This window comes from Rhodanobacter sp. ANJX3 (assembly GCF_014200755.1).
Classification (GTDB): Bacteria; Pseudomonadota; Gammaproteobacteria; order Xanthomonadales; family Rhodanobacteraceae; genus Rhodanobacter.
Genome location: NZ_JACHCM010000003.1, coordinates 254,769 through 269,236, shown reverse-complemented (window position 1 = coordinate 269,236; position 14,468 = coordinate 254,769). Strand labels below are relative to the sequence as shown.

Here is a 14,468-nt window from a genome sequence, read left to right as displayed (position 1 = left end):
TTCCGCACCACAGAGTCAACTACAACTCCAAGCGGCAAAGCCGCAAGCAAAGTCCTGGCGTTTGCCGGGCACATGGAAAAGAACATGTCTTCTAACGATCGCGAAAATTCAGATGGCCTGCTTGAAAAGCTGATTGCCGTCAACCGCGTGGCCAAGACCGTAAAGGGCGGCCGCCAGATGAGCTTCACCGCGCTGACCGTCGTCGGCGACGGCGAGGGCAAGGTCGGCTTCGGTTATGGCAAGGCGCGTGAAGTGCCGGTGGCCATCTCCAAAGCGATGGAGCGTGCCCGTCGCCAGATGGTCGATATCGAGCTGAACAACGGCACCTTGTGGTACGCCATCAAGGCCAACCACGGTGCGGCGCGCGTTTATATGCAGCCGGCTTCCGAAGGTACCGGCGTGATTGCCGGCGGCGCTATGCGCGCTGTGCTGGAAGTGGTTGGCGTCAAGAACGTGCTGGCCAAGGCCGTGGGTTCACGTAACCCGATCAACCTGGTGCGCGCAACCATCAAGGGCCTGCAGGCTGTCGCCTCGCCCAAGAAAATCGCCGCCAAGCGTGGCAAGACTCTGGAAGAGGTGCTGGGCAATGGCTAAGTCAAAAGCAACCGCCGATGCGACCGTGCGCGTGCGCCTGGTCAAGGGCCTGCGCGGCGTGCAGGCGCGTCATCGTCTCAGCGTCAAGGCGCTGGGTCTGGGCAAGATCAACGACGTCCGTGAACTGAAGGACAGCCCGCAGGTGCGTGGCCTGATCAACACGGTCTATTACCTGGTCCGGGTCGAGGAGTAAGTCATGCATCTCAATACACTTAAGCCGAATGCCGGTTCGCACAAGACGCGTCTGCGCGTCGGTCGCGGTATCGGTTCGGGCATGGGCAAGACGGCCGGCCGCGGACACAAGGGTCAGCACGCTCGCGCCGGCGGTACCCACAAGTACGGTTTCGAAGGTGGTCAGATGCCACTGCAGCGCCGGTTGCCGAAGGTCGGCTTCCGTTCGCTGAAGAAGGCAGAGAGCCAGGAAGTGTTCCTGTATCAGCTGGCCAATATCAAGGAAGATGTGATCGATACCGTCGTGCTGCACAAGGCTGGCCTGATCAGCAGCCGTGCGAAAAAGGTCAAGGTGGTTCTGAAGGGTGAAATCGGTCGCGCCGTGAAGCTGACTGGTCTGCTGGCTACTGCCGGCGCCAAGGCAGCGATCGAAGCGGCCGGCGGAAGCGTGGAGTAATCGACGGTGGCTGAAGCCAAGGGCACACAGCTCGGCAAGCTCGGCAAGCTGACGGAGCTTCGTCAGCGCATCTTCTTTGTGATCGCGGCGCTGGTGGTGTTCCGGTTGGGTTCGTTCATACCGGTACCCGGCGTCAATCCGGAGGCGATGAGCAACCTGGTCAACGGCAACGGCCTGATGGACATGTTCAACATGTTCTCCGGCGGTGCGCTGTCACGCTTCTCGGTATTCGCGCTCGGCGTTATTCCGTACATCTCGGCATCGATCGTGTTCCAGATGATGGGCTCGGTGATTCCCAGCCTGCAGGGTCTGCGCAAAGAGGGCGAATCCGGCAAGCGCAAGCTGACGATGTATACGCGCTATGCGACGGTCGGTCTGGCAGCGTTTCAGTCGTTCGGTATTGCGGTGGCGCTGCAGAGTCAGGTAGCGGCAGGTGGTGCACCGGTGGTCTACACGCCAGGCTTCGGTTTCATCATGTCCTCGGTGGTGGGTTTGACCGCAGGTACGATGTTCCTGATGTGGCTGGGCGAGCAGATGACGGAGCGCGGCATCGGCAACGGTATCTCGCTGCTTATCTTTGCCGGCATTGTTGCGGGTTTGCCGGCGGCGGTGGTGCATACGCTCGGTATGGCCAGCAACGGTGAGTTGACGGTGCTGAAGCTGTTGATGGTGGTGGCGCTGGTCCTGGCGGTTACGGCCTTCGTGGTGTTTATGGAGCGCGCTCAACGGCGCATTACCGTGAACTACGCACGTCGCTCCGGTGGGCAGCGCGCGTATATGAATCAGACGTCGCATCTGCCGCTGAAGATCAATATGGCGGGCGTGATTCCGCCGATCTTTGCTTCCAGCTTGCTGATGTTTCCGGCGACTGCAGTGGCCTGGTTCGGTGCCAATCACCAGTCGCGCTGGTTGCAGGATCTGACGCAGCAGTTGAGTCCGGGCAATCCGCTGCACGATATCGTTTTTGCAGTGCTGGTGATCGCCTTTGCGTTCTTCTACACGGCGATTGTGTTCAATGCCGAAGAGACGGCCGATAACCTGAAGCGTTCGGGCGCTTTGATTCCGGGTATCCGCCCGGGTCGTGCGACCGCCAATTACGTCGATTCGGTGATGACGCGGTTGACCGGTGTCGGCGCGCTGTATCTGGTGCTGGTCTGTCTGGTGCCGTCGTTCATGCAGGCTACCTGGAATGTTCCGTTCGTCTTCGGTGGCACCTCGCTGCTGATCGTTGTGGTAGTGGTGATGGATTTTACGGCTCAGGTGCAGGCGCATCTGGTCAGTCACCAGTACGAGAGTTTGCTCAAGAAGGCCAATCTGCGTCGCAACTGAGGTTGCAGGCAGACGGTTAAAGGTGGCAAGCGCGGCGGCAGTGGATGCCGCAGGGCTTTCCAGTCAGGTTAATTCAGGTTAGAATTGCGCGTTTACCGCGCGCGAAAGCATCGGAGATAACACATCATGGCGCGCATTGCGGGTGTCAATTTGCCGGTCCAGAAGCATGTCTGGGTTGGGCTGCAGAGCATTTTCGGTATCGGCCGCAGCCGGGCCAAGAAAGTCTGCGTGGATGCAGGGGTGGTTCCGACCACGCCGATCAAATCACTCAGCGAAGGCGAGGTGGAGAAGATCCGCCACGAAATCGCTAAGTACACCGTCGAAGGCGATCTGCGCCGCGAGGTGGGTATTGCCATCAAGCGTCTGATGGATCTGGGCTGCTATCGCGGCCTGCGCCATCGTCGCGGTCTGCCGGTGCGCGGCCAGCGCACGCGTACCAACGCACGTACCCGCAAGGGTCCCCGTCGCGCGATCAAGAAGTAACGGATTTCGAATATGGCTAAGCCGGTTAAAACCAAGAAGAAGATCAAGCGCGTTGTCACGGATGCCGTGGCACACGTGCAGGCCTCCTTCAACAACACCATTGTCACCATCACCGATCGTCAGGGTAATGCTCTGTCGTGGGCTACTGCCGGCGGCGCCGGTTTCCGTGGCTCGCGCAAGTCCACCCCGTTCGCTGCTCAGGTCGCTGCCGAAAAGGCCGGCCGTGCAGCAGGCGATTACGGTGTAAAGACGGTCGAAGTGCGCATCAAGGGCCCAGGCCCGGGTCGCGAGTCGGCCGTGCGTTCGCTGAACGCGTTGGGCTACAAGGTGCTCAACATCATTGACGTTACGCCGATTCCGCATAACGGCTGCCGTCCCCCCAAGAAGCGTCGAGTCTAAGGAGCATACCCATGGCCCGTTATCGTGGAGCTACCTGCAAACTCGCCCGTCGTGAGGGTGCAGATCTCAGCCTGAAGAGCCCGGCGCGCGCGCTGGATTCCAAGTGCAAGCTGGAAAACAAGCCCGGCCAGCATGGCGCCAACAAGCGCATGCGCATGTCGGACTATGCCGTGCAGCTGCGTGAAAAGCAGAAGGTCAAGCGCATCTACGGTGTGCTCGAGCGTCAGTTCGCCAATTATTACTCGAAGGCGGCAACGTCGAAGGGCAATACGGGCGAGAACCTGCTGCAGTTGCTTGAAAGCCGTCTGGACAACGTCGTCTATCGCATGGGTTTTGCGGTCACCCGCGCCCAGGCTCGTCAGCTGGTCGCCCACAAGGCAGTCCTGGTGAACGGCAAGAAGGTCAATATCCCTTCGTACCAGGTGCGCCCGGGCGATGCGATCGCTCTGACCGAGCGTGCTCGTACTCAGCTGCGCGTGCAGGAAGCGTCGACCATCTTCGACACCATGGATCTGCGTCCGATCTGGGTCGAAGTCGATGCCAAGAAATTTGAAGGTACGTTTAAGTCGGTGCCGGAGCGCAGTGATCTGCCGTCCGACATCAATGAAGCCCTGATCGTCGAGCTTTACTCGAAGTAATTTTACCGGAGCTCTGCATGGCAGTTTCGTCAACTAGTGTGCTGCGGCCTCGGGGCCTCAGCGTCGAACAGCTCGGAGCCAATCGCGCCAAGGTCGTGGTAGAGCCGCTCGAGCGTGGTTTCGGCCACACCCTGGGCAATGCGCTGCGCCGCGTGCTGCTGTCCTCGATTCCCGGCAGCGCCATCGTCGAAGTCGAAATCGACGGCGTGCTGCACGAGTACACCACGCTCGAAGGTTTGCAGGAGGATGTGATCGAAGTCCTGCTCAACCTGAAAGATGTGGCCATTCGCCAGCATTCGGGCGATGAGGTAACGCTTACGCTGTCCAAGAAGGGCAAGGGTGTGGTCACGGCCGGAGACATCGTGGTCGATCACACGGTTGAGATCATCAACCCGGAGCACGTGCTCTGCCATCTGACCAAGGACATTGCGCTCAACATGCGTTTGAAGGTGCGTCGCGGCGTGGGCTACCAGCCTGCCAGCACGCGTCAGCATCCAGATGACGAGGCACGTCCGATCGGCCGTCTACAGCTCGACGCGTCGTTTGCGCCGATTCTGCGCGTGGCTTACGAAGTGGACGCCGCTCGCGTCGAGCAGCGCACCAACCTCGATAAGCTGGTGCTGGATATCGAGACCAATGGCACCATCGGCGCTGAAGATGCGGTTCGCAAGGCCGCTGAAATCATCAACGATCAGTTGTCCGTGTTCGGTGATTTCTCGCGTCGCGAGAGCGCTACCGACAAGGCTGAAAAGAGCGGCTTCGATCCGCTGCTGCTGCGCCCGATCGACGATCTGGAGCTCACGGTGCGTTCGGCCAACTGCCTCAAGGCCGAGAGCATCTACTACATCGGCGATCTGGTTCAGAAGACCGAAGTCGAGCTGCTGAAGACGCCGAACCTCGGCAAGAAGTCGCTGACGGAGATCAAGGATGTGCTCGGCGGCCGCGGTTTGGCCCTGGGTATGAAGCTTGAGAACTGGCCGCCGCCGGGTCTGTCGCACGGTATGCAGCTGGGCTGAGTTTGCTTATGCGATCGTTCTTGATCGCTGAGTCGTAAGCCTCCGGCTGGAGCGCATATAGCGCTCCAGCCAGATACAAGAAGCGGCCACCCGTGGCCGAGACGTTGTTTTTTGCGATCCTCTTTGATCGCTGAGTCACGCAGTTTGGCGAGTACGCGTTTATCCGCTCAGCCAAAACCGCCAAAGACGGCCATCCGTGGCCGTACTTCCAATAAGAGCCTGTTCTTAGAGGCTCCTCATAGCGGGTAACCGCGGGAAACCGGACATAAGCGCCGGCTTTTCATAACAACAGACATCAGAGACTTTTGCCATGCGCCATCAAAAATCCGGTCGCAAACTCAACCGCACCAGCTCGCATCGCGAAGCCATGTTCAAGAATATGGCGTCCTCGCTGTTCAAGCACGAGTTGATCCGCACCACCCTTCCCAAGGCGAAGGAACTTCGTCGCGTTGCCGAGCCGCTGATCACGCTCGCCAAGGTCGACGGCGTGGCCAATCGCCGCCTGGCTTTCTCGCGCATGCGCGACAAGGAAGCCGTAGGCAAGCTGTTCGTCGAGCTGGGCCCGCGTTACCGCGAGCGCGCCGGCGGCTATCTGCGTATCCTCAAGTGCGGCTTCCGTCCCGGCGACAACGCGCCGATGGCGTATGTCGAACTGGTCGGTCGTCCGCAGGTCGAGGCTGTCGACGCCGAGTAAATCGGTTTGGCGGGTTAGCGTCTCGTGCGTGCCACTCGTCTCGGCAAAGCAAAAACCCGGCAATAACTTGCCGGGTTTTTTGTTGTCTTTGGTTTCCGCATTAAAGCTACCGGCGACGCTGTGCTGCTGACAGCAGCTTGGTGAGCAGGTAATGTCACTATCCCTGCAAGGCATCAACGCGCCATGAACCCATTCCGCTGGTCTTACCGTTTCTGTTTTCTGCTCGGCTTTTTCATCTGCGTCGGGCTGCTCGGTTTTGCGCTGTATGCCGAGCGCGCATGGGGCATGAATCCCTGTCCGCTGTGCATTTTTCAGCGCATCGCCTTTATGGTGATGGGCGCCTTCTTTCTTCTCGGCGCCATCTTCGGGCCTCGATCGGGCGGTCTATGGGTGACCACAGGCGGCGCTTTGCTGGGCGCACTTTTCGGTATCGGTGTGGCCAGCCGACACTTGTGGATCCAGTCGTTGCCGGCCGATCAGATTCCCTCCTGCGGACCGCCGCTGGATTACATGTTCGGCGCGTTTCCGTTTGCCAAGGTGCTGAAGCTGGTATTTACCGGCTCCGGTGAGTGCGCCAAGGTCGAGCCGATACTCGGTTTGCCCATGCCCGCATGGAGTCTTTTGTGGTTTCTCTTGCTGGCGATATTGGCCATTGTCGCCACGCGTCGGCGGAGTACGCTGCGATGAATACTCGACCGCTGAACACAGCATCGGTGGACGCCCCTGGACTTCCGGAGCCGCTGGATTGGTCGCCGGAGTCCTGGCAGGCGCACGAAGCGCTGCAGCAGCCGCAATACAATGACGCCACCGAGCTTGCCGAAGCCAGCGCTCACCTCTCGCGCTTGCCGCCGTTGGTAACCTCCTGGGAAGTGCTGGCGCTGAAGCAGGCCCTGGCCGAGGCGCAGGACGGTCATCGCTTTGTGCTGCAGGGCGGCGATTGTGCGGAAAGCTTCAACGATTGCACTAGCCCGATCATTTCCAACCGCCTCAAAGTGCTGTTGCAGATGAGTCTGGTGCTGGTGCACGGGCTGAAGAAGCCCGTGCTGCGCGTGGGTCGCTTTGCCGGACAGTATGCGAAGCCGCGCTCGACCGACAACGAAACGCGAGACGGCGTGACCTTGCCGAGTTTCCGCGGCGATCTGATCAACGGTCAGGCCTTTACCCCGGAAGCGCGCCGTGCCGATCCGCAGCGGTTGATTCAGGCGCATGCGCACTCGGCGCTCACAATGAACTTCGTGCGCGCGCTGATCGACGGCGGTTTCGCCGATTTGCATCATCCCGAGTATTGGGATCTGGCGTGGGTCGAGAGCTCGCCGCTGGCCGCCGAATATCGCGAGATGGTCACCAACATCGGCGATTCGCTGCGTTTCATGGAGACGCTGGCCGGGCCTATCGCCGGTTTCTCGCGGGTGGATTTTTTTACCTCGCACGAGGCACTGTTGCTGCATTACGAGCAGGCACTGACCCGCCAGGTGCCGCGCCACCGCGGCTGGTTCAACCTGTCCACGCACTTTCCCTGGATCGGCATGCGTACGGCGGCACTGGACGGCGCGCACGTGGAATATTTCCGTGGCATCAGCAATCCGATCGCGGTGAAGATCGGGCCGACGGTCACGCCCGAAAAATTGCTGCCGCTGATCGAGGCGCTGAATCCGCATGACGAGCCGGGCCGGCTGACGCTGATCCATCGCATGGGCAACGCGCAGATCGCCGAAGCGCTGCCGCCGCTGCTGCAGGCGGTGAAGCGGGAAGGGCGGCGCGTGCTGTGGGTGGCCGATCCGATGCACGGCAATACCGAGAGCACCTCGAACGGCCACAAGACCCGCCGTTTCAACAATATTGCGGGCGAGCTCGATCAGGCGTTCGATATTCATGCTGCCGCCGGCACGCGGCTGGGTGGCGTGCATCTGGAGCTTACCGGTGAAGACGTCACCGAATGCATGGGTGGTGCGCGCGACCTGTCGGAAACCGATCTGGATCGTGCGTACAAATCGATGGTCGATCCCCGCCTGAACTACGAACAGTCGCTGGAACTGGCCATGCTCATCGTGCGCAAGTCGGTCGGCTCGACGAGCGCCTGATTCGACCAAGGTGGCGCTGAAATCGCGAGCGCTCAGCGGCCGCGGCGCCCGCCAGTCGCTGGGAGGCGCTGGGAGGGCGGCTCGCCGCCGTCACCCGTGAGTTTTCGGCCGACAACTTGTGCAGCGACGACGCCAGGCCTGTCGTGTCGGGATTGACCTCGAGCAGGGCGCGCAAGATCGGGCCGCCTTGATCGATTCGCCGAATGCGTGCGGCAAACCGGTGGCCAGGGTGGTTGTGCGAAGTTCGCCCGCTGGACTATCGGCACATAGTGCACGGCGGCGGCGCTGGCCACGCAAACGCCATCCGCCCAAAACGCGGGCGACAATCGTACGTACCGTAGCGGACTCCGGGCGTCGGGTTCACAGCTTGCCGCAGGCTGGCGTACTGGATGGCTCCTGTGCGCTTGCGACGCAGGCATGCGCGCACGATATCGATGAGAATGCGTGAATGAATGTTCGCGACATACTGAAAACAGCGGCGGTTTTTTTCGGCTGGCGCTCTGTCTTCGTGATTTTTACGCTGCTCGCGCTGCGCCCCGTCACGGCCGCTGACGCCGCCGCATCAGCGCCGATCCCCGATACGTTGCCGCAACGCATGGCGGCCTGTACCGCCTGCCACGGCGATCATGGCGAAGGCGCGGCGGACAGTCGCTTCTTTCCTCGCCTGGCGGGCAAGCCGGCCAGCTATCTCGCGCGTCAGCTGCACTATTTCCAGAGCGGTCAGCGCCGGTATGCGCCGATGCAGTACATCACCAAGCCACTGAGCCCGGCGTATATGCGCGAGATGGCCGAGTATTTTTCGGTGCAGCAGGTGCCGTACAAAAGCTCGCCCGTGCCGACTCTTCCTACGGCGGTACTTCAGCGCGGCGAGCAGATCGTCATGCAGGGCAATCCATCGGCAAAGCTTCCCGCATGCCAAAGCTGCCATGGCAAACAGCTCACCGGGGTGGAGCCGAACATTCCCGGGCTGGTCGGTTTGCCGTACGACTATGTGAGCTCGCAGCTGGGTTCGTGGCGAACCGGTACACGTGCGTCGGCGGCGCCCGATTGCATGGCGCAAATTGCCAATCGATTGAGCCCCGACGACATCACGGCGGTTTCCGCGTGGCTGGCCAGCCGACAGCCGCCCGCCGACACGCACGCGCAGGTGGCCGGTTCGGTGAATCCGCCTCTCGCGTGCGGCGTGCTGGGCGCCAAGGGAGACGGCGCATGATGAAGTGGCCGCGCCGCCTGTTTTTTCTGCTGGTGCTGTTGGTTCTCGTGGCGGCGCTGGTGCTCTGGCTTTGCCGCGATCTTGCCGAGCCGCTGCCCGCTGCGATGCGCAGCATCGGTGCGTCGACACTGAAAGATCCCGGACTCATTGCTCGCGGCGAATATCTCGCCACGGCCGGCGACTGCCGCGTTTGCCACACGGTACCCGGTGGCCAGCCGTATGCCGGCGGGCGCAGCGTGGTGACGCCGTTTGGCGATATTGCCTCGCCCAACATCACGCCGGACAACGCCACGGGTATCGGGCAATGGCGTTTCGAGGATTTCTGGCGCGCTCTGCACAGCGGTATCGGCCGCGATGGCAAGCTGCTTTATCCGGCCTTTTCCTATACGGCGTTTACCAAGGTGAGCGCAGACGATGCGCTGGCGATCTTCGCTTACCTGCGCTCGCTGCCGCCGGTGAATCAGCCGTCTGGACGGCTAAACCTGCGCTTTCCCTACAGCCTTCGTGACGTGCTGATCGGCTGGCGTCTGCTGTATTTTCGCGAAGGGCAGTACGCGGCGGATCCCGACCAATCCGCGCAATGGAATCGTGGCGCTTACCTGGTGCAGGGCCTGGGTCATTGCAACGAATGCCATGACGCGCGCAATGCCCTGGGGGCCGTGGCCGACCGGTCGATGCTGTCGGGTGGCGAAATGCCCGCGCAGAACTGGTATGCGCCCGATCTCAGCACCCGGCGCAATGGCGGTCTGCAGGGCTGGAGCCGTGCGGATATCGTCGACCTTCTGAAAACCGGTCAGTCGCGCCGAGGCGCGGCCTTCGGCCCGATGGCCGAGGTCGTGACCGAGAGCACGCAGCACCTGACCGACGATGATCTGCAGGCGATCGCGGTGTATCTGCAGTCGCTGCCCGCGCGGGCCGTGGCCGCAGCGCCGGACGAAGCGTTTCACGACAAGGCGTTGTTCGATCAGGGCGAGAAAATTTACGCGCAGCAGTGCGCGAGCTGTCACCGCCAGGACGGCAGCGGCGTCGCCGGCATCTATCCACCGCTCGACCGCAACGCGTCGGTCACCGAGCCCGTCGGTGTCAACGCCACTCGGGTGGTGTTGCTGGGCGGCTTTTCGCCGGGCACGGCGGCTAACCCGCGGCCGTATTCGATGCCGCCTTTCGCGCAGCAGCTCAGCGACGCCGAGGTTTCCGCCGTGGTGAGCTACATTCGACAAGCTTGGTCGAATCACGCGTCGGCCGTGCAGGAGCGCGACGTCGGCAAATACCGCACGACGCCGGTCGACTAGGCGCTTCAGCGGCTTGGCTTCGCACGCACCGTGCGGGTGAGTTCGGCCAGGGCCAGCCACGGCGCGATCGTCCAATGGCCGCGGGCTTGTCCCGATGGGGAGGGCAGCACGAAGATCTGCGTGTCGCCGATCGTGGCCGTTTGCAGGCCGTAGTCGACCGAATGGCCCAGCGCAGCGCGCGCGCCGTTTTTGCTGGTGAAGGCGAGCACGCGCGGCGCGTACTGTTCGATCTTGACGATCAGTGCGGCGGCATCGAAGGCATCGCGCGGCAGCTGGTTGTCGTTGCCGATGTGGTGTTTGGCCAGATCGGTCAGGCCGATGCCGTAGTTCGGCAGCTGGGGGAATTCGGCCGGCGCCAGCAGGCGCGGCGTCAGTTCCGATTGATGCAAGGCCCGCCAGAACAGATTGCCGGGGTGCGCATAGTAGGCGCCCTCCGCGGCGGAACGTTTGCCGGCGGCGGTGCCGCAGAACACCAGCGCGAGGCCGGGTTTCAGCACGTCGGGCAAGATGTGGCCGTTATCGGCGCGCATGGATTTTCGTGTCTTCAATCATCGAGCCGAGCACGCCGTGCTGGCGCGTCGTCGAGCAGAAAATCGGTGAACTGAAAGCGGTCGTCGCGCAGCACGGATTCACCGCGGCGCAGCTTCAGTGGCTGGCGAAACAGCGGGCCGTCGAAAGCCAGTGTATGGAATTCACCACGCTCGCCGCAGGGATCGACGCCGGACGGCAACTGGTCGAGCAGGGCGCTGTTGAACTCGCGGCCGCAGTATTCGGCGTCGAGCTGCTGGGTATCGACGCAGCAAAGCATGGCGCGATGGCCTTCGCTGACAAAGCGTCGCGATAGCGTGGCGGTATCTTCGCCCCACAGCGGAAACACCGCGCGCCAGTTGTCGCGGCCGAGCTGGCGTACGCGATAGTCGCGCACGTCCTGCAAAAACAGATCGCCGAAGGCGCAGTGACGCATGCCCGGCCAGCGCATGCGGGCTTCGACCAGTCCTTTGGCGTGCGCATCCTCGTAGGCCTCGTTGCTGCCCGGCCAGTCGAGCAGCACTTCGACCAGCGGCAGTCCCAGCGCTTCGGTTTGCGCCAGCAAAATATCGCGCTGGATGCCATGCATGGCGACGCGCGAATAGTGCCGGTTGATCGTGGTCAGCAGGCCGACCACCTGCCACTGTGGGTCGGCCAGCAGCCGCTGCAGCGCAAGCAGGCAGTCCTTGCCGCCGCTCCAGGCCAGTAGTGTCGGGGTCGCCGTCATGACGCTACTTTACGCGATGCATGGCAGGGATTTGAACGAGTTCTGTATTCCTCAGCGACACGCCGTGGACGTCGTGCCGGCCACACTGGCGCCATGTCATTGACCGAACTATGGAACCAGGAGCCGTGGGTGCGGCTGGGAGGCGCAGTCTGCGTCGCGCTGCTGCTTGCCGCGGTCATCCGGCGCGCCGGCTGGGCGGTGATGCGACGGCTGGCGCGCGGCCGTCCGCTGGCGGCCGACGTACTGCGCCGGGCCAGCGCACCGATGGAGTGGCTGGTGCCGCTGCTGATGCTGAGCCTTGCGCTGCGCCTCGCGCCCGAAGCAGGTCGGCTGCTGGCACTCGACTTGCTGCAGCATCTATTGCTGGTCGCGCTGATCGCGACAGCGGCGTGGCTGCTGGTGCGCTGCGTGGGCGCGCTGGAAGGACTGGCTATTCATCAATACCCGATGAACAAGGCCGATAACCTGCGCTCGCGTCGCGTGCTCACCCAGGTTCGCGTGCTCAGCCGTACCTTCAACGTGCTGATCGTGCTGCTGGCGTTGTCGATGATCCTGCTGACGTTTCCCAACGTTCGCCAGATCGGCACCAGCCTGCTGGCCTCGGCTGGCGTGGCCGGCCTGGCGCTCGGCTTCGCGGCCAAGCCGGTGCTGGGTAATCTCATCGCCGGTCTGCAGATCGCACTGACCCAGCCGATCCGGCTCGACGACGTGGTGATCATCGAGAACGAATGGGGGCGCATCGAGGAAATCACCGGCACTTACGTGGTGGTGAAAATCTGGGACGAGCGCCGCCTGGTTGTGCCGCTGAACTGGTTTATGGAAAACCCGTTCCAGAACTGGACGCGCACCAGCTCCAAGCTGATCGGTACAGTATTTTTATGGGTCGACTACAGCCTACCTTTGGAGCCACTGCGCGAGGAGCTCAAGCGCATCTGCGCGGCAGCACCCGAATGGGACGGCTGGGTCTGCCTGCTGCAGGTCACGGACGCCAACGAAAAAGCCATGCAGCTACGGGCTCTGGTCAGTTCGGCCGACTCACCATTGAGCTGGGACCTGCGCTGCCGTGTGCGCGAGGGCCTGATCGCGTTCGTGCAGGCCAACTACCCCCAAAGCCTGCCGCGCCTGCGCGCCGAGCTGGAACAACCGCCGCTGTCGCGATCCCTGGCGGACCCGACCATCGATCGCGCGCCGAACTGAGTCAAGCAACCCGTCAGAAGGGTGTCGTAAATCACTGATGTTGCAGACTACCCGCGAAAGGTTTCATCGACAGACAGGATCGTCAACGGCTATAAAGAAGATCAATTGGGGGAGTGTCCGGTGAGCGAAGAAATTCTGATCAACGTGACGCCGCGTGAGACGCGGGTGGGCGTTGTCGAGAACGGCATGCTGCAGGAGGTGCACGTGGAACGTGCCTCCAAGCGCGGCTATGTCGGCAATATTTACAAGGGCCGCGTGCAGCGCGTGATGCCCGGCATGCAGGCGGTGTTTGTCGAGATCGGACTGGATCGCGCCGCGTTTCTGCATGCCTCCGATATCGTGCGGCCGGCGCCGCCGCCATCGGCCGACGGCACTGAGCCAAGCGGCAATGGCAATGGCCACACGCCGTCGATCAGCGAGCTGGTGCATGAGGGTCAGGAGATCGTGGTACAGGTGGTCAAGGACCCGATCAGTACCAAGGGCGCGCGGCTCTCGGCGCATCTGTCCATCCCCTCGCGCTATCTGGTGCTGCTGCCGTATGCGCGCACGCTGGGTATTTCCACCCGCATCGAGGACGAGTCCGAGCGCCAGCGTCTGAAGGACGTGCTGACCCCGCTGATCGGCGAGAACCCGCTGGGCTATATCGTGCGCACCAACGCGGAAGGGCAGAGTGCCGAGTCGCTGGCGTTCGATGTGACCTACCTTGGCAAGGTCTGGCGCGTGGTGCAGGAAAACATCGCCAAGGCCAAGGTCGGCGAGCGTGTCTACGAGGAGCTGTCGCTGCCACTGCGCAGTTTGCGCGACATGCTCAATGACGACATCGAAAAGGTGCGCATCGATTCACACGCTACCTTCGAAAAGGTGGTCAAGTTCGTGCACAAGTTCATGCCGCACCTGGACGACCGCATCGAGCATTACGACGGCGAGCGCCCGATCTTCGACCTGTATGGCGTCGAGGATGAAATGCAGCGCGCGCTGAAAAAAGAGGTGCCGCTGAAATCGGGTGGTTACCTGATTGTCGATCAGACCGAGGCGATGACCACGATCGACGTCAACACCGGTGCCTATCTGGGCACACGCAATCTGGAGGAAACGGTTTACCGCACCAATCTGGAAGCGGCGCAGGCGGCATCGCGCCAGCTGCGGCTGCGCAATTTGGGCGGCATCATCATCATCGACTTCATCGACATGATCGACGAGGAGCACAAGCGCCAGGTACTGCGCATGCTGAGCAAGGGGCTCGCGCGCGACCATGCCAAGACCACGGTGTATCCGATGTCCGCGCTCGGTTTGGTGGAGATGACGCGCAAGCGCACGACGGAGAGTCTGGCGCGCCAGCTGTGCGAACCCTGCGCCACCTGCAGCGGGCGCGGCCAGCTGAAGACGGCCGAAACCGTGACCTACGAAATTTTTCGCGAAATCACCCGCGCCGTGCGCCAGTTCAATGCCGAGAAATTGCTGGTCATGGCCAGCCCGTCGGTGGTGACCCGCATCCTTGAAGAAGAGTCCGGCGCGGTCGCCGAATTGGAAGAGTTCATCTCCAAAAGCATACGATTCCAGGCCGAAGAGCACTATTCGCAGGAACAGTTTGATGTGGTTTTGCTGTAGGTCCGGCCTGAATTCGCTAGCTGCGTCTGGCGCGGACCGCC

The 14,468-nt window shown here is 62.1% G+C and carries 17 protein-coding genes; 15 read left to right on the top strand and 2 right to left on the bottom strand.

Features of this window, described 5'->3' with window-relative positions:
• Positions 1-84 precede the first annotated feature (84 nt).
• The 13 genes from rpsE to HDE76_RS09680 all read left to right on the top strand — a co-directional run bounded on the left by rpsE (position 85) and on the right by HDE76_RS09680 (position 10,367).
• A complete protein-coding gene (rpsE, locus tag HDE76_RS09740) occupies positions 85-594 on the top strand; it encodes a 30S ribosomal protein S5 (RefSeq protein ID WP_077515254.1) in 510 nt (169 codons plus the stop codon).
• Positions 587-787 (top strand): 50S ribosomal protein L30, encoded by a 201-nt coding sequence (gene rpmD / locus HDE76_RS09735; protein WP_179479300.1) that lies wholly within the window; start codon positions 587-589, stop codon positions 785-787. The genes rpsE and rpmD overlap by 8 nt, the downstream gene beginning before the upstream one ends.
• A gap of 3 nt (positions 788-790) precedes the next feature.
• A complete protein-coding gene (rplO, locus tag HDE76_RS09730) occupies positions 791-1,222 on the top strand; it encodes a 50S ribosomal protein L15 (protein WP_179479302.1) in 432 nt (143 codons plus the stop codon).
• A gap of 6 nt (positions 1,223-1,228) precedes the next feature.
• Positions 1,229-2,551: a preprotein translocase subunit SecY gene (gene secY, locus HDE76_RS09725; protein WP_184507036.1), complete on the top strand. Its 1,323-nt coding sequence runs from the start codon at positions 1,229-1,231 to the stop codon at positions 2,549-2,551.
• 126 nt (positions 2,552-2,677) lie between these two features.
• Positions 2,678-3,034: a 30S ribosomal protein S13 gene (gene rpsM / locus HDE76_RS09720; RefSeq protein ID WP_179479306.1), complete on the top strand. Its 357-nt coding sequence runs from the start codon at positions 2,678-2,680 to the stop codon at positions 3,032-3,034.
• A 12-nt stretch (positions 3,035-3,046) separates the two neighbouring features.
• Entirely contained in the window at positions 3,047-3,433 is a 387-nt protein-coding gene (gene rpsK / locus HDE76_RS09715) for a 30S ribosomal protein S11 (RefSeq protein WP_007513384.1), read from the top strand.
• A gap of 11 nt (positions 3,434-3,444) precedes the next feature.
• Complete coding sequence (gene rpsD, locus HDE76_RS09710; RefSeq protein WP_179479314.1) at positions 3,445-4,071, top strand: 30S ribosomal protein S4; 627 nt, start codon at positions 3,445-3,447, stop codon at positions 4,069-4,071.
• A gap of 17 nt (positions 4,072-4,088) precedes the next feature.
• Entirely contained in the window at positions 4,089-5,087 is a 999-nt protein-coding gene (rpoA, locus tag HDE76_RS09705) for a DNA-directed RNA polymerase subunit alpha (protein ID WP_179479316.1), read from the top strand.
• 310 nt (positions 5,088-5,397) lie between these two features.
• A complete protein-coding gene (gene rplQ, locus HDE76_RS09700; RefSeq protein WP_179479318.1) occupies positions 5,398-5,781 on the top strand; it encodes a 50S ribosomal protein L17 in 384 nt (127 codons plus the stop codon).
• Between the two features lie 183 nt (positions 5,782-5,964).
• Complete coding sequence (locus tag HDE76_RS09695) at positions 5,965-6,468, top strand: disulfide bond formation protein B (protein ID WP_179479320.1); 504 nt, start codon at positions 5,965-5,967, stop codon at positions 6,466-6,468.
• The gene (locus tag HDE76_RS09690; protein WP_179479322.1) at positions 6,465-7,862 is read left to right on the top strand and encodes a 3-deoxy-7-phosphoheptulonate synthase class II; all 1,398 of its coding nucleotides are present in this window, start codon (positions 6,465-6,467) and stop codon (positions 7,860-7,862) included. Before HDE76_RS09695 ends, HDE76_RS09690 begins: the two co-directional genes overlap by 4 nt.
• A 448-nt stretch (positions 7,863-8,310) precedes the next feature.
• Positions 8,311-9,075, top strand: coding sequence for a c-type cytochrome (locus tag HDE76_RS09685; RefSeq protein WP_179479323.1), 765 nt, complete (start codon positions 8,311-8,313; stop codon positions 9,073-9,075).
• The gene (locus HDE76_RS09680; protein WP_184507730.1) at positions 9,075-10,367 is read left to right on the top strand and encodes a cytochrome c; all 1,293 of its coding nucleotides are present in this window, start codon (positions 9,075-9,077) and stop codon (positions 10,365-10,367) included. Before HDE76_RS09685 ends, HDE76_RS09680 begins: the two co-directional genes overlap by 1 nt.
• Before the next feature lie 5 nt (positions 10,368-10,372).
• On the opposite strand, the gene HDE76_RS09675 is transcribed toward HDE76_RS09680, so the two are convergent.
• Both HDE76_RS09675 and HDE76_RS09670 read right to left on the bottom strand, forming a co-directional pair.
• The gene (locus tag HDE76_RS09675) at positions 10,373-10,897 is read right to left on the bottom strand and encodes a mismatch-specific DNA-glycosylase (protein ID WP_184507033.1); all 525 of its coding nucleotides are present in this window, start codon (positions 10,895-10,897) and stop codon (positions 10,373-10,375) included.
• 14 nt (positions 10,898-10,911) lie between these two features.
• On the bottom strand, positions 10,912-11,622 hold the full coding sequence (locus HDE76_RS09670) for an ATP-binding protein (RefSeq protein WP_184507030.1): 711 nt from the start codon (positions 11,620-11,622) through the stop codon (positions 10,912-10,914).
• Between the two features lie 93 nt (positions 11,623-11,715).
• Between HDE76_RS09670 and HDE76_RS09665 the strand changes: the two genes are divergently transcribed.
• Both HDE76_RS09665 and rng read left to right on the top strand, forming a co-directional pair.
• Positions 11,716-12,819, top strand: a complete 1,104-nt coding sequence (locus HDE76_RS09665) for a mechanosensitive ion channel domain-containing protein (protein ID WP_184507027.1) — start codon at positions 11,716-11,718, stop codon at positions 12,817-12,819.
• A 120-nt stretch (positions 12,820-12,939) separates the two neighbouring features.
• Positions 12,940-14,427 (top strand): ribonuclease G, encoded by a 1,488-nt coding sequence (gene rng / locus HDE76_RS09660; RefSeq protein ID WP_179479331.1) that lies wholly within the window; start codon positions 12,940-12,942, stop codon positions 14,425-14,427.
• Positions 14,428-14,468 lie beyond the last annotated feature (41 nt).

Coding starts and splice junctions, on each gene's coding strand:
- rpsE (WP_077515254.1), top strand. CDS start 85: ATGTCTTCTAACGATCGCGAAAATTCAGATGGCCTGCTTGAAAAGCTG.
- rpmD (WP_179479300.1), top strand. CDS start 587: ATGGCTAAGTCAAAAGCAACCGCCGATGCGACCGTGCGCGTGCGCCTG.
- rplO (WP_179479302.1), top strand. CDS start 791: ATGCATCTCAATACACTTAAGCCGAATGCCGGTTCGCACAAGACGCGT.
- rpsM (WP_179479306.1), top strand. CDS start 2,678: ATGGCGCGCATTGCGGGTGTCAATTTGCCGGTCCAGAAGCATGTCTGG.
- rpsK (WP_007513384.1), top strand. CDS start 3,047: ATGGCTAAGCCGGTTAAAACCAAGAAGAAGATCAAGCGCGTTGTCACG.
- rpsD (WP_179479314.1), top strand. CDS start 3,445: ATGGCCCGTTATCGTGGAGCTACCTGCAAACTCGCCCGTCGTGAGGGT.
- rpoA (WP_179479316.1), top strand. CDS start 4,089: ATGGCAGTTTCGTCAACTAGTGTGCTGCGGCCTCGGGGCCTCAGCGTC.
- rplQ (WP_179479318.1), top strand. CDS start 5,398: ATGCGCCATCAAAAATCCGGTCGCAAACTCAACCGCACCAGCTCGCAT.
- HDE76_RS09695 (WP_179479320.1), top strand. CDS start 5,965: ATGAACCCATTCCGCTGGTCTTACCGTTTCTGTTTTCTGCTCGGCTTT.
- HDE76_RS09690 (WP_179479322.1), top strand. CDS start 6,465: ATGAATACTCGACCGCTGAACACAGCATCGGTGGACGCCCCTGGACTT.
- HDE76_RS09685 (WP_179479323.1), top strand. CDS start 8,311: ATGAATGTTCGCGACATACTGAAAACAGCGGCGGTTTTTTTCGGCTGG.
- HDE76_RS09680 (WP_184507730.1), top strand. CDS start 9,075: ATGAAGTGGCCGCGCCGCCTGTTTTTTCTGCTGGTGCTGTTGGTTCTC.
- HDE76_RS09675 (WP_184507033.1), bottom strand. CDS start 10,897: ATGCGCGCCGATAACGGCCACATCTTGCCCGACGTGCTGAAACCCGGC.
- HDE76_RS09670 (WP_184507030.1), bottom strand. CDS start 11,622: ATGACGGCGACCCCGACACTACTGGCCTGGAGCGGCGGCAAGGACTGC.
- HDE76_RS09665 (WP_184507027.1), top strand. CDS start 11,716: ATGTCATTGACCGAACTATGGAACCAGGAGCCGTGGGTGCGGCTGGGA.